The sequence below is a fragment of the Nonlabens sp. genome (genome assembly GCF_018401815.1).
Lineage (GTDB): Bacteria > Bacteroidota > Bacteroidia > Flavobacteriales > Flavobacteriaceae > Nonlabens.
Window position 1 is genome coordinate 186,008 of record NZ_JAGYKG010000001.1, and the last position, 13,700, is coordinate 199,707.

A 13,700-nucleotide genomic window follows, 5' to 3' on the forward strand; every position below is an offset into this window, starting at 1 on the left:
TGGTATGTGGTATGTGGTATGTGGTAAAATCATTTTTTATTCAATCTTAATCTAATTTTACTGCGTAAACCTGTTAACATTTTTTGAATGATCGTTACTTCTTTTCTAATATTCTCACTTTGCTCAAAGGATATGTATTTTCTCCTGAATGCTTTTTCGTTTGCAGAAATACATTCATTAGAACTATGAATCGCATGATTAATAGGTTTTATAAACTGTGCATCACTACCTGTATAGCCTTCGGCTATATTCAGTCCTATGGAATCTGAGGCTCTTCTAAATTGAGAACTTAAAGCGTATAATTCCCTAGGTGGAAAATCTTTAGTTAACGCATCAACAAATTCTGTAAAATCCATCGCCTTTTGATAGACCAATAAATCTTCAAATTTAAAATGATACTCACTTTCCATAGTTTCAAAGATAGGATAGCTATCAACTAATACCTAATACCACATGCCTCATCCCTAATTTACCAATCCTTATTCGTCCTATACACCACTCCTTTAAAAAGCGCCACCAGCTCGTCGCCTTTTTTTACCTCAACGATATTGAAACCTACTTTGGTTTTGGTTTTATCGAGGGTGCATTCTGCGGTGATGTAGTCGCCTTGTTCTAGTGCTTCGATATGATTAATACTGGTCTCAATAGAAACAGCAAATTTACCATGTGTGTTGGATGAAAAACCAAAAGCCGTATCTGCCAGCGCATAAGTAATACCGCCATGTGCTTTTCCCATACTATTGAGCATTTCTGGTCTTATGGTCATACCTAACTTCACACAACCTATTTCTACCGATAAAATCTCCATCCCTAACCAAGTAGAGTAAGGATCTAACGAAAGCATTTTTGCTGGTATCTTTTTTCCGTCTAGTTTTTGAGTCATGAAGTTGGTGAGTTGATTAGTTGATTAAAAGTGTTATTTATCTTTATGACTTCGTCTTAAAGCTGAGATCATCTTTCCGATTTCTGTTAACAATCAAATCTTCCAGCTTAAAATGATACTCCCTTTTAAACATATTTAATTTAATTTTTCCTTTTAGGGACTCAAAGACTCAATGACTCAAAGACCAATCCGCTTTGCTTCATTTTCCTTAATAAAGGTGAGCATCTATAGCGATCTTCTCTATATACATCATACAAAGCATCCAGTCCATTCACGCACCAGTCCATTCCCTTTTCGTTTGCCCAATCCAGTAATCCTTTTGGATAGTTCACTCCTTTGGTCATGGCACTATCTATTCCTTGAGCAGTAGCGATATTTAAGAACAAGGCATCTGCAGCCTCATTGATGAGCATTACAAGCACTCTATCTTGGAGCTCTTTAAGGAGTTCAGGTGATTTTTCTGGTTCCGCTTTCGCGAAAGCCTGCTCGCTATCTGCATTCACATAATCATAAAATCCGCGTCCTGATTTGCGACCTAGCCAACCTGCCTCGACCAATCTCTTTTGAGTCAAGGAGGGCTTATAACGCGGATCAAAATAGAACGCAGTGAAGACCGTCTCTGTGACCACATAATTCACGTCATGACCTATATAATCCATGAGTTCAAAAGGCCCCATTTTAAAACCTAATGCCTTTAAAGCGTAATCTATAGTGGCAAAACTGGCCATTCCTTCCTCATAAATACGCAGGGATTCGCTATAAAAAGGTCGCGCCACTCGATTTACGATAAAACCTGGTGTATCCTTAGCGACAGCCACTACTTTCTTCCAGTTTTCAATGGTAGCAACACAAGTATCTATGACATTTTGAGCGGTTTGTACTGCTGGTATCACCTCCACCAACTTCATTAAAGGAGCTGGATTAAAAAAGTGAATTCCTATACATCGTTCTGGTTGATCCAAAGATGCAGCAATGCTAGCAATACTTATACTAGAGGTGTTAGAAGCAATAATGCAATCTCGAGAAACATGTGATTCTAACTCTTGAAATACCTTTTTCTTGATATCGAGATTCTCTACAATCGCCTCGATGGTTAAATCAGCATCTGATAAATCTTTGATCGCACTCACATAAGAAATATTAGACTGTATGCGGTTTTTCTCGTCAAGGTCAATTCTTCCTTTCTCAATAAGCCGATTCATTATTTTTTCAAGAGCTGCTTCTGCTTTTTCTAATTGCTCTTGATTGACATCAAATAGTTTTACTTGACAACCCGCTGTGGCAGCTACTTGAGCAATTCCACTTCCCATGGTTCCAGCGCCTATGACTCCTACTTTGGAGATTAACGATTGGGGATTAACGATTGGAGGTTTTTGATTTTTCATTTATAAAATAGTGAAGTTGGAGATTAACGATGGCGAATTTTTTACCAATGAGTTATTTATGATTTTAAAGAGCTGGTTTTAATACTAGCTACAAAAATGGAAATTAATTGATTGTTTTCATCAAGTAATTTATCGATTAACTCGATTTTAGTGATTGTATGAGCACCTTTTTGAATCTTAAGGTTCACATAAGACTCTCTTAACTCTTTTAAGGCTATTTTCATTTTATGAAGAAAGTCTCTGTTGGACTCGGCAGACCTAGCTTCGCCATAATTCAAAGCAACTGCAGTGGTAGACCTAATTAACTGTCGTGATAAATGCTGCGAAGCAAAACTTTGATCAATAAACTTACAAACATTTATGACCTCAATTGCAAAATTGATCAATCGATCTTCTAATTCATTTGGATTCATAATGAAAGGGTTTAGTGGTATGGACTAAGAATCGTTAATCAACAATCGTTAATCTCCAATCGTTAATCTTACTTGCCTTTAAAAACCGGCTTGCGTTTTTCCATAAAACTCGCGACACCTTCGGCGTAATCTTCCGTAGAGGCACTTTCAATTTGAAGTGTAGATTCCAGTGCCAATTGTTCTACTAGGGTATTTGAAAGGGACTGGTTTAAGGCTTTTTTTGTATTGGCTAAGGCCACTGTAGGTAGATCTGCTAGTTTTTGTGAGGTCGCTTTCGCGAAAGCGATAAATTCATCATCCTTTACGACTTTGTAAATCATTCCCATTTGGTCCGCTTCGGTGGCTGAAATTTTATCGGCTAGCATCATAGTGGCACTGGCCTTGCCAAATCCTATCAATCTAGGTAAAAAGAAGGTTCCAGCGCTATCTGGAATCAGTCCTATTTTAGAAAAAGCTTGAATAAAAGCGGCACTCTCTGTTGCGATAACTACATCACAACACAATGCCAGGTTTGCCCCGGCTCCAGCAGCAACTCCATTAACTGCAGCTATTACTGGTTTTTCTAGATTTCTAATCTTCAAAACTATAGGGTTGTAATGATCATCGAGGATGGCTTTAAAACCTGGGTGCAACTCTGGATTGGTAATTTCTTGAATGTCTTGTCCTGCGCAGAATGCTTTTCCTTCACCTGTAATCAAAACTGCTCTTACGTTCTCATCTGTAGCGCATTGATCTAGTGCGTCTTGCATGGCAAAAGCCATCTCTTTATGGAACGAATTAAATACTTTTGGTCTGTTTAGAGTTATAGTAGCAACACCGTTTTCGACTTGCAAGAGGATGGAATCTGACATGGATCTTTTTAATTTTTATAAATATACTAGTTGTTGCGCTTTCGCGAAAGCATAACTACTTCAAGCACTTAAAATAATCAAAAGGCTCCAAGCAATCCTCACATTGAAACATGGCTTTACATGCTGTAGAACCAAACTGGCTTACGAGCTTGGTATTCTTAGAACCGCAGTTGGTGCACTTCACCAGCTTCTTTTCGTTGAGCAGTACATCCTTATCTGCAGACTCTTCTAGTGGTGCAGCGATACCATAATCTTCAAGTGCCTTGCGACCGCGATCTGTGATCCAGTCCGTCGTCCAAGGCGGACTCATAATTAACTGTATATGTGTAGTGTAGCCAAGAGCTGTAAATGCTCTCTCTAAATCGTCACCTATCACGTCCATTGCTGGACAACCGCTATAGGTAGGGGTGAGCTTTATGGTAATGTCCTTTCCATCTACTACCACATCTCTAATCACTCCAAGATCTACCACGTTTAAAACAGGTATTTCTGGATCCATGACGGATTCTAGAATATTTAAAAGATCTTGAGTTATGTTGTAATTATGAATCATAGGTTTTGAATATTGATCAAGGGAATTTTAAGTTACTTTCTTTTAAAAAATCGAAATTGAAGCCGAAGTTGAAATCGAATAATTATAATTTATTTTTAATAATAGTAACCACTATTCTAATTAGTTGATCATTCTCATCCCTTAACTCTTTTAGCTTGTTTTCTTCAACAAGCTTTGCTTTTTGCTGTATATTAAGATTCCTAAGACATTCTCTCAACTCTTTAAGAGTAATCCTTAATTTATTAATTTGGTCTTTTACTGTCCCTGCACCTAGCGCTTCGCCATAATTTAGGGCTGTGGAACAACTCGATCGAATTAACTGCTGAGCCAAATATTGAGCAGCATAAGAGTTGGGCATTTTTGAATAAAGCAAAATTACTGAAGCTGCAAAATTTTCTAACCTATCTGCTAAATCGTAATCGTTTTTCGCCATTTTCTATACTTTAAAATTCAACTTCGATTTCGATTTCGATTTCAACTTCAAAACTCACCATTTCGAATCCGGATACGCGCGTTGCATATACTGCATCTCGGTAAGGATAAAGCCCATATGCTCGCTGTGCAATCCTTCTTTACCTCCTTTTTGGAAGTATGCTACTTCTGGAATATCTAGAGTTGCTATAGTGAGTAACTCTTTTACCTTTTCATAGTAGGTATCCCGAAATGCTGACATATCTGGTGCTACTCCGGCCTCGATCATCGCATCATCTGCAGTGGTGGTTTGAAAGAGTTCATCGGTATAAATCCAAAGATCATTCACTGCTTCTTGGACTCGGCTTCTGCTTTCTTCTGTTCCATCTCCTAAACGTTTTAACCAGTCTCCTGAAAAACGCTCGTGATAACTCGCCTCTTTAATTCCTTTAAACGCAAGGGCTCTTAAAGTCTCATCAGCACTTTGTTGTAAGGCGTTTAAAAACATCTTATTGTATACATCAAAGAAAAACTGACGTACAATAACATAACCGAAGTCTGTATTGGGCTGTTCTAACAATAATACGTTTTTGTACTCTCGTTCTTTCCGTAGAAATGCGATATCGTCTTCTGTTGATTTATCTCCTCTTAACTGGGCGATGTATTGATAAAAACTACGCACTTGACCTAGCATATCTAGGGAAATATTAGTCAATGCAATATCAGGCTCTAAGTTTGGGCCATGTCCACAAAGTTCTCCTAATCGCTGACCTAGAATCAGGTAGTTATCTGCCACTCCCAAGAGGTAGTTGATTAGGTGTTCTTTGTTTTGTGTTGATTCCAAAAATTTTGGATTCAACTCTTTTATCGGTTGTTTCATATCAATGAAATGATTAAAAAATCAAAACGAAAATCAAAATCAAAATCAATTTTGAGCACGCTTATTTTTGGTTCTTAATAATTGTTGCAACTATTTTACTGAGCTGTAAAGATTCTTCTACTAGATTTGTTTGGTCGTTTTTTAAAAGATTGGCTTTAAGTTGTATCCTTAAGTTATTTTTACATTCTTTTAATTCCTTTAAACAAACCCTAAGCTTATTAATCTTGTCTTTACTAGTTCCTGCACCAGCAAACTCCCCGTAATTTAAAGCAGCACTTCCGGAGGAACGGATAAGTTGTTCCGCATAATATTTTGACGCGTATGTTTTTATCGGAAAATCAAATTCTCTAATCACATCTGCTGCAAATAGTATCAATCTACCTTCTATATCATAAGGTTTTTCACTCATTATGGTTTGATTTTAGTTTTGATTTTGATTTTGATTTTCTTTTTAAAACTACATATGTTTTAGTTCATCAGGCAGCTCATAAAAAGTAGGATGACGGTATACCTTGTCTGTTGCTGGCTCAAAGAGTTCCCCGCTAGACTCTGGGCTACTGGCAGTAATATTAGTAGACTCTACTACCCAAATACTGACTCCTTCATTTCTACGGGTGTATACATCGCGGGCATTGTTCATGGCCATCTCTGCATCTTCAGCATGAAGACTACCGCAATGCCGGTGTTCTAGTCCGTTTTTAGATCGTATAAAAACTTCCCATAGTGGCGTTTCTTGACTCATATTCTTTTAAATTTAGGTTTAAGTTTAAAGGTTTACTCATGCGCTAACCCCATTATCCTTCAAACATTTCACAAAAAGGGAAAAATTAGGTTGCCCTTAATTAGGTAACAAATAAAAGGTCCTTTCCGCTACATGATATTTAAGGCAATCCTTTAAACCGCTTTAGCGATTTCTTTTTTCCTATCTTTCTGTTTTGCAGCATATGCACTCGCTGCTTCACGTACCCAAGCTCCATTCTCCCATGCATTGCGACGGTCGTCCAATCGCTTTTTATTCATAGGTCCGTGACCTTTTACCACTTGCCAGAATTCGTCCCAATTGATCTCGCCAAAATCATAACTTCCTTTCCCGTCATTCCATTTTAAATCTGCATCTGGAATAGTCAATCCTAAAAGTTCTGCTTGTGGAACCGTCTGGTCTATGAACTGCTGGCGCAACTCGTCATTCGTCTTGCGTTTTAACTTCCACTTCATAGATTGCTCTGTATGTGTACTTGCCGCATCTGTGGGTCCTAACATCATTAATGACGGCCACCACCAGCGGTTCAATGCATCTTGAGCCATTTCTTTTTGTTCTTCCGTACCATTACAAAGGGATAACATAATTTCATATCCTTGTCTCTGGTGAAAGCTTTCTTCCTTACACACACGTACCATGGCACGAGCATAAGGTCCAAAAGAAGTACTACACAAAGGCACTTGATTGATAATTGCAGCACCATCTACCAGCCAGCCTATAGCTCCCATATCTGCCCATGTCATTGTTGGGTAATTGAAAATCGAAGAATATTTTGCTTTTCCAGAATGCAAATCTTCATACATCTGCTCGCGAGTTATTCCTAATGTTTCACAAGCACTGTATAGGTAAAGACCATGTCCAGCTTCATCTTGCACCTTTGCCAGTAACGCCACTTTACGACGGAATGATGGTGCCCGAGTGATCCAATTTCCTTCTGGCAACATCCCTACAATTTCAGAATGTGCATGCTGGGAAATTTGTCTGATATGCGTCTTGCGGTACTTTTCAGGCATCCAGTCTTTAGGCTCGATCTTTTCATCTCTCGCAATTTTAGCGTCAAATTGCGCTTCTAAACTTTTGATTTCTGCTTCACTCATTATTTCTATATTTTGACGCTTCGTAAACGTCTATGAAACTTTGTTCACATGCGATGCGAACTTACTTTGTCCAGCTGTTGCAAAACGGCTTCGATATATATTGATCGTGAGGCTTTTAAAAACCTCTATACGTTACTTTTCTCGTTATTTATAATTATTACGCTTTCGCGAAAGCGAAATAACAAAACAGCTAAGCGCCAAACGCTAACAGCTAATAGCTAAACTACACGTCATAATCCACGACTAGTTTCTTACTGGTAGGGACACTTACACAACTCAATACAAATCCTTTTTCTACTTCTTCATCGGTCAAAGCATAGTTGACTTTCATCTCCACAGAGCCTTCTACCACTCGACACTTACAAGTACTGCATACACCACCTTTACAAGCATAAGGTAAATCTGCTCCAGCATGGATAGCGCCATCGAGCAGGTTGTCAAAATCTTTACCTAATACAAAATGGAATTCCTTACTTCCATCAATGATGGTGACCTCTACTCCATCCACTTTTTTCTCCAGCGCTGCAGCTGCTCTGGCTTTATCGGCATCGCTCAAACCACTGACAAAAAGTTCAAAATGAACGTTCTCTTTTTTCATTCCTGCAGCAACCAGCTCATCTCTAATCAAAAAGATCATCTCTTCTGGACCACAAATAAAAGCGTGATCTGTATGCGGTGCGTTAATTAAGGTTTGAGTAAGCGCTTGCATCTTTTCTTGATCAAAACGACCATTAAACAATGGAATATCACGATGCTCTCTACTCAGGAAATAAAAAACTTCAAAACGACTTAAATACTTGTTTTTAAGCGCTTCTATCTCTTCCTTAAAGATAATAGATTTTACTGTTCTATTGAGGTAGAATAACTTGAATTTAGTATTTGGCTCGCTAGCGAGGTGGGTTTTAATAATACTCAACATAGGAGTAATACCACTACCAGCAGCAAATGCTACATAGTTCTTAGTTTCTTTTTTATCAGCAGCTTCAATTCCAAAATCACCACTAGGCGCAGCAACTTGAAGTACGTCACCAGTTTTCAACTCGCGATTCACATAGGTAGAAAATTTACCTTCAAAGATTTCTTTAACGGCTACTTTCCATTCATCATCCAGCGGGCTGCTGCATAACGAGTAACTACGTCGCAGATCTTCACCATGTATCATGGCGCGCAAGGTCAAGAATTGCCCAGGACGGTACTTAAATTCCTCTTTCAATTCCTGAGGAACGTCAAAAGCGATGACCGTAGTGTCTTCCGTCTCTTTATAAACTTGGGATAATGTTATGTTATGGAATGTAATCACTTTCTATAGGTCGTTAAGTTGCTACAAAACTAACACTTGTTAGTTTGAAAAACAAGCACCTTATTTTTAACCTCTCAAATAAATTTAAAAAGCCACCTTTAACTTGAATTTCACGACCCTAATTAAAGCTGCATCGTATCTTGTTACTAATGAAGTATCCTCATATTAAAGCACGAGAATCCATTTTAAAAGAGGCATAAAAAACCATGTATTTTGGTCCTGTATCAATAAGATTAAGAGTAAGACACATTCAAGGACATGTTGCGTACTCCTGACGCGATAGCATTAATGATACTTTGTAAAAATCTTTGTTGCCTCGTTATAACTACTTTCAAAAGACATAGGCCTAATATTGCAATCTGCCTGTACCGTATTGAAATAGCTTAGCATTTTTTCTGTAGGCATATTACCCGTAAGTTCATCTTTTGCCATAGGGCAACCACCGAAACCTTGAATTGCACCGTCAAACCTCCTACATCCAGCTTGATATGCCGCATCTATTTTTTCGTGCCAAGAAGAAGGAGTGGTATGTAAATGCGCACCAAATTCAATATTTGGATATTTTAGAATCAAATCTGAGAAAAGGTAGGCAATGTTCTCCGGATTTGAATTGCCTACCGTATCCGAAAGCGATAAGATCCTGACCCCCATTCGGTACAATTTATTTGTCCATTCTCCTACGATCTCCACATTCCATGGATCACCGTAAGGATTGCCAAAGCCCATAGAAATATAAACAACTAATTCTTTATTATTTTTTTGAGCGAGATCAATGATCTCCTGCAGCAATATCACACTTTGATTAATAGTTTTATGAGTGTTGCGCATCTGAAAATTCTCAGATATAGAGAATGGATAACCCAAATACTGAATTTCGGGATGTTCACAAGCCGCTTGAGCACCGCGCAAGTTGGCTACAATCGCTAGTAATTTTGAATTGGTTTTTGAAAAGTCTAATTTGGAAATAACCTCTGCCGTGTCGACCATTTGAGGTATGGCTTTAGGGGAAACAAAACTCCCAAAATCTATAGTATCAAAGCCGCAACGCAATAGTGACTGAATGTATTGCACTTTCAAATGTGTAGGAATAAATTCTTTTATTCCCTGCATCGCGTCTCGAGGACATTCTATAATTTTCACCTTTTCCATGGAATTGCAAATATAAGCTTACGCAAAGGTTTGCGAAAAGGATTTATTGCTTCAGTATTTTAATAATGAAAGATATAATAATAAAACTATCCTCGCCCTTGACCTAACTCTTTCAGCGGAAGTGAATTCAATATCGCTAGCATCACCTTAATTTATTGGTGTTCCCCTCTTTATTTTAACGTTTACTGTAGCAATAGGGCCACAGCTATCCCGATAAAAACAACTAGTTGTGTCCATTTCATGACCGGTGCAAACCATGTGGATGATTTAATAAAACTTGCTGCTTTCCCTGCGACTAAGGCCAGTGCGTAAAAAACCAACAAAGAAACCAACATAAAAACACCACCTAACATATAAATCTGTATCCAATCTGGAAAGGAGTCTGTTCTAATAAACTGAGGTAATAAGGCAAGAAAGAATAAAGTGACTTTAGGGTTGAGCAAATTCATGGTGATTCCTATTTTATAAAGTTTCCATAAACTTTGAGAAGACGCTTTAGAGTCACCAAATTCAATAGAAGAATCTGATTGGTATATTTTAAAAGCGAGATAAAGTAAGTAAATGGCCCCAGCTATTTTTATAGAATACAGCAACCAGTCATTATCTCTGATAATTACTGCAAAACCGAAGGCAACAATGGATGTATGAACAATACAGCCTGTAATCAACCCACTAGCAATGGCGATTCCATATTTAGAACCTCTTGCAACTGATTGTGTGAGTACAAAAATATTATCTGGTCCTGGAGATAGTGCAAGAATTAAAGTTGCGAAGGCAAAAGAGATCAAGGTTTCTAGCATTTTCCTTAATATTTTTAATAATTAGTTTGTTTAATCATAATTTTAATCATAATTTTAATCATAATTTTAATCATAATTTTAAATTAATATTATGAAAATCAGACTTTTATTAACAGCTTTTATTGGTTGTTTACTTTTCACTTCTTGTGAAAAAGACTCAACCCAAACTGAACTTGAATCTTTTGAAACGACATTTCAAAAGAAAGGTCTATCTGATCCATTTGCCTTTAACTACACTATAATAACTACTCAAGGTAAATCTGCTAATCTTACAACCCTAAAAGTTAAAGATTTTATTTCAGGTAAGCTCTTAAATTCAGATGAAATAATTGAATTCACTGATTATCAACTACTACAGAATCCAGACGATGAAACTGAATACGCTATTACTGCCATCGCAGTTGATGGCAACATGAAAGTTAATGTACAAATGTTTCAAACTGAAATGGGCTTTGAGCTAACTGGTAAAAAATGCACTTGTAAATCTTCATGCAGTTACGGTTGTGATGCCTCGATATGGGGAGGACAATGCCAATGTAGTTCATGTTCTGACAGGAAAGAATGCAAAAAAGAATCGTCTATAGAAATTCCAGACCCATCGATAATTGCTGCGCCATAAACAAAAAGTGAAAATAAAATCAAAAGCTTTCTTAAGAATTTAAGGAAGTTTTTTTGTTTTGAGAATGGCTTCATTAATTTCCTTAATCAAGTTAGGACCTTCATAAACAAAGCCCGTATACAACTGTACCAGACTAGCTCCAGCATTTATTTTATCAATGGCATCTTGTGCCGTCATGATGCCACCTACTCCGATGATAGGAAAAGCTCCCTTACTTTTTTGATGTAAAAAAGCAATCACTTCTGTCGCTCGATGAGTTAAAGGTGCGCCACTGAGTCCGCCGGCTTGTTGAACTAATTCTTCTGCTGATTGCAATCCTTCTCTAGAGATGGTGGTGTTAGATGCGATCACTCCATCTATTTTAGTGTCTTCTACTATTCCTATGATATCCAGTAGTTGGTCGTCGGTAAGATCTGGTGCGATTTTCAGGAGAATAGGTTTTCTATTTTCTTTTACATTGTTCAAGTCTTGAAGTGTTTGCAAAATATGAGTGAGTGGTTTTCTATCCTGCAACTCGCGCAATCCTGGTGTGTTAGGCGAGCTTACATTTACCGTAAAATAATCCACGTGATCAAAGAGTTTTTCAAAACAAATGATGTAATCGTTTACCGCTTCTTCATTAGGAGTGACTTTGTTCTTACCTATGTTACCACCTATCAACACGTGATTGGGTTGACCTAATTTAGGATTTTTCTTTAAGCGCTCCACAGCAGCATCTACTCCACCATTGTTGAATCCCATTCTATTGACAATCGCCTGATCTTTTTTTAATCTAAAAAGACGTTTCTTAGGATTTCCATCTTGTGGCAAAGGTGTGAGCGTTCCTATTTCTATGAATCCGAACCCTAGATTTGAAAATTCTTTGAAGGCTTTGGCGTCTTTATCAAATCCCGCAGCCATTCCCACAGGGTTTTCAAAGCTTAAACCAAAGAGTTCTCTTTTAAGCGCAGGGTGATTTTTTTTAAATAGCTTTCGCGAAAGCGCACTAAAACCAGGTACTTTATTTAAAATTTTAATACTGCTGAAGGAGAAGTAATGTACTGCCTCTGGATCAAAAGCAAATAACAAGGGTCTAATAAGTGATTTATACATAATAATAAGCTTGTGCAAATTTACAATCCGTTGGACTTTATTCCATATTTTTGTTACTCTTAAAAAATGACTGATATGAGTAAATATGATGTGATCGTTTTAGGCAGTGGACCTGGCGGATATGTAACGGCAATACGTGCGTCTCAACTAGGGTTAAAAACGGCTATAATTGAAAAAGAATCTCTAGGTGGCGTTTGTTTGAACTGGGGTTGTATTCCTACTAAAGCACTGATAAAAAGTGCTGATGTGTTCAATTACCTTAACCATGCTGCAGATTACGGTCTTAAAGCAGATAATGTAGATAAAGATTTTACTGCTGTTGTAAAACGCAGTCGCGATGTGGCTGATGGAATGAGCAAAGGGGTGCAGTTCCTTCTTAAAAAGAATAAAATTGACGTAATCATGGGTTACGGTACGATAAAAAAAGGTAAGAAAATCGAAGTGAAAGCTGAAGATGGATCTACCTCAACTGTAGAAGCAGATCATATTATTATTGCTACAGGATCAAAATCTCGTGTACTTCCTAACTTACCCCAAGACGGTAAGAAAGTAATAGGCTATCGTGAAGCCATGACGTTAAAGCAGCAGCCTAAAAAACTAGTTGTTGTAGGTTCTGGAGCAATAGGTGTCGAATTTGCTTATTTCTATAATGCGATGGGAACTGAAGTTACTATTATTGAGTATCTAGACCGTATTGTTCCTGTGGAGGATATTGATATTTCTAAGCAAATGGAACGCAGCTTCAAAAAATCCGGAATCAACGTAATGACTTCTAGCGAAGTGACTAGTGTGGATACTTCTGGAGATGGCGTAAAAGTAAAGGTAAAAACTAAAAAAGGAGAAGAAGTAATCGAAGCAGACGTAGTTCTTAGTGCTGTAGGTATTGAAACTAATCTTGCCAACATAGGTCTTGAAGAAGTCGGAATCTCTACAGATCGAGGTAAGGTACTGGTGAACCAATGGTACCAAACTAATTTACCTGGATATTATGCTATAGGTGATATTACTGCTGGTCCAGCACTAGCTCACGTCGCCAGCGCCGAGGGTATTCTTTGTGTTGAAAAAATAGCTAACATGCACGTGGAACCATTAGATTATGGAAACATCCCAGGATGTACCTATTCCAATCCAGAAATTGCTAGTGTAGGAATGACCGAAGCGCAAGCAAAAGAAGCTGGATACGAAATTAAAGTTGGTAAATTCCCGTTTAGTGCCTCTGGAAAAGCAAGTGCTTCAGGAACTAAAGAAGGATTTGTAAAAGTAATTTTTGACGCAAAGTATGGCGAGTGGTTAGGATGTCATATGATAGGTGCAGGAGTTACCGACATGATCGCTGAAGCGGTTATCGCAAGAAAATTAGAAACTACAGGACATGAGGTTCTAAAAACAGTTCATCCACACCCAACGATGAGTGAAGCGGTTATGGAAGCTGTTGCAGATGCTTATGGTGAGGTGATACACCTTTAGTTAGCTGTTAGCTGTTAGCTGTTAGCTGAACATATAAAAT

The 13,700-nt window shown here is 37.9% G+C and carries 17 protein-coding genes; 2 read left to right on the forward strand and 15 right to left on the reverse strand.

Annotated features, from left to right (window positions below; genetic code table 11):
- Window positions 1-29: 29 nt before the first annotated feature.
- The 14 genes from KG732_RS00880 to KG732_RS00945 form a co-directional block, all read right to left on the reverse strand.
- Entirely contained in the window at window positions 30-410 is a 381-nt protein-coding gene (locus KG732_RS00880; protein WP_213520309.1) for a four helix bundle protein, read from the reverse strand.
- Between the two features lie 59 nt (window positions 411-469).
- Complete coding sequence (locus KG732_RS00885; RefSeq protein ID WP_213520311.1) at window positions 470-883, reverse strand: PaaI family thioesterase; 414 nt, start codon at window positions 881-883, stop codon at window positions 470-472.
- A 161-nt stretch (window positions 884-1,044) separates the two neighbouring features.
- On the reverse strand, window positions 1,045-2,268 hold the full coding sequence (locus tag KG732_RS00890; RefSeq protein ID WP_213520313.1) for a 3-hydroxyacyl-CoA dehydrogenase NAD-binding domain-containing protein: 1,224 nt from the start codon (window positions 2,266-2,268) through the stop codon (window positions 1,045-1,047).
- A gap of 56 nt (window positions 2,269-2,324) precedes the next feature.
- Entirely contained in the window at window positions 2,325-2,681 is a 357-nt protein-coding gene (locus tag KG732_RS00895; protein ID WP_213520315.1) for a four helix bundle protein, read from the reverse strand.
- A 68-nt stretch (window positions 2,682-2,749) separates the two neighbouring features.
- On the reverse strand, window positions 2,750-3,532 hold the full coding sequence (locus KG732_RS00900; RefSeq protein ID WP_213520317.1) for an enoyl-CoA hydratase-related protein: 783 nt from the start codon (window positions 3,530-3,532) through the stop codon (window positions 2,750-2,752).
- 55 nt (window positions 3,533-3,587) lie between these two features.
- The gene (gene paaD, locus KG732_RS00905) at window positions 3,588-4,085 is read right to left on the reverse strand and encodes a 1,2-phenylacetyl-CoA epoxidase subunit PaaD (RefSeq protein WP_213520319.1); all 498 of its coding nucleotides are present in this window, start codon (window positions 4,083-4,085) and stop codon (window positions 3,588-3,590) included.
- 82 nt (window positions 4,086-4,167) lie between these two features.
- Window positions 4,168-4,518 carry a four helix bundle protein gene (locus KG732_RS00910; protein ID WP_213520321.1) on the reverse strand — a complete coding sequence of 117 codons (351 nt, stop codon included), beginning with the start codon at window positions 4,516-4,518 and terminating at the stop codon, window positions 4,168-4,170.
- A gap of 54 nt (window positions 4,519-4,572) precedes the next feature.
- On the reverse strand, window positions 4,573-5,376 hold the full coding sequence (gene paaC / locus KG732_RS00915) for a 1,2-phenylacetyl-CoA epoxidase subunit PaaC (RefSeq protein WP_213520323.1): 804 nt from the start codon (window positions 5,374-5,376) through the stop codon (window positions 4,573-4,575).
- 61 nt (window positions 5,377-5,437) lie between these two features.
- Window positions 5,438-5,785: a four helix bundle protein gene (locus tag KG732_RS00920; RefSeq protein ID WP_213520325.1), complete on the reverse strand. Its 348-nt coding sequence runs from the start codon at window positions 5,783-5,785 to the stop codon at window positions 5,438-5,440.
- 48 nt (window positions 5,786-5,833) lie between these two features.
- A complete protein-coding gene (gene paaB / locus KG732_RS00925; protein ID WP_101012144.1) occupies window positions 5,834-6,118 on the reverse strand; it encodes a 1,2-phenylacetyl-CoA epoxidase subunit PaaB in 285 nt (94 codons plus the stop codon).
- A 152-nt stretch (window positions 6,119-6,270) separates the two neighbouring features.
- Window positions 6,271-7,233: a 1,2-phenylacetyl-CoA epoxidase subunit PaaA gene (gene paaA / locus KG732_RS00930; protein ID WP_213520328.1), complete on the reverse strand. Its 963-nt coding sequence runs from the start codon at window positions 7,231-7,233 to the stop codon at window positions 6,271-6,273.
- Window positions 7,234-7,456: 223 nt separating this feature from the next.
- Window positions 7,457-8,533, reverse strand: a complete 1,077-nt coding sequence (paaE, locus tag KG732_RS00935; RefSeq protein ID WP_213520330.1) for a 1,2-phenylacetyl-CoA epoxidase subunit PaaE — start codon at window positions 8,531-8,533, stop codon at window positions 7,457-7,459.
- Window positions 8,534-8,818: 285 nt separating this feature from the next.
- Entirely contained in the window at window positions 8,819-9,682 is an 864-nt protein-coding gene (locus KG732_RS00940; RefSeq protein WP_213520332.1) for a hydroxymethylglutaryl-CoA lyase, read from the reverse strand.
- Between the two features lie 182 nt (window positions 9,683-9,864).
- Complete coding sequence (locus KG732_RS00945) at window positions 9,865-10,482, reverse strand: LysE family translocator (protein ID WP_213520334.1); 618 nt, start codon at window positions 10,480-10,482, stop codon at window positions 9,865-9,867.
- A gap of 91 nt (window positions 10,483-10,573) precedes the next feature.
- Between KG732_RS00945 and KG732_RS00950 the strand changes: the two genes are divergently transcribed.
- A complete protein-coding gene (locus KG732_RS00950; protein ID WP_213520336.1) occupies window positions 10,574-11,101 on the forward strand; it encodes a hypothetical protein in 528 nt (175 codons plus the stop codon).
- A 39-nt stretch (window positions 11,102-11,140) separates the two neighbouring features.
- Here KG732_RS00950 and KG732_RS00955 read toward each other — a convergent pair whose 3' ends face one another.
- Window positions 11,141-12,193 carry a quinone-dependent dihydroorotate dehydrogenase gene (locus KG732_RS00955; RefSeq protein ID WP_213520338.1) on the reverse strand — a complete coding sequence of 351 codons (1,053 nt, stop codon included), beginning with the start codon at window positions 12,191-12,193 and terminating at the stop codon, window positions 11,141-11,143.
- Between the two features lie 75 nt (window positions 12,194-12,268).
- Between KG732_RS00955 and lpdA the strand changes: the two genes are divergently transcribed.
- Entirely contained in the window at window positions 12,269-13,660 is a 1,392-nt protein-coding gene (gene lpdA, locus KG732_RS00960) for a dihydrolipoyl dehydrogenase (protein ID WP_213520339.1), read from the forward strand.
- Window positions 13,661-13,700 lie beyond the last annotated feature (40 nt).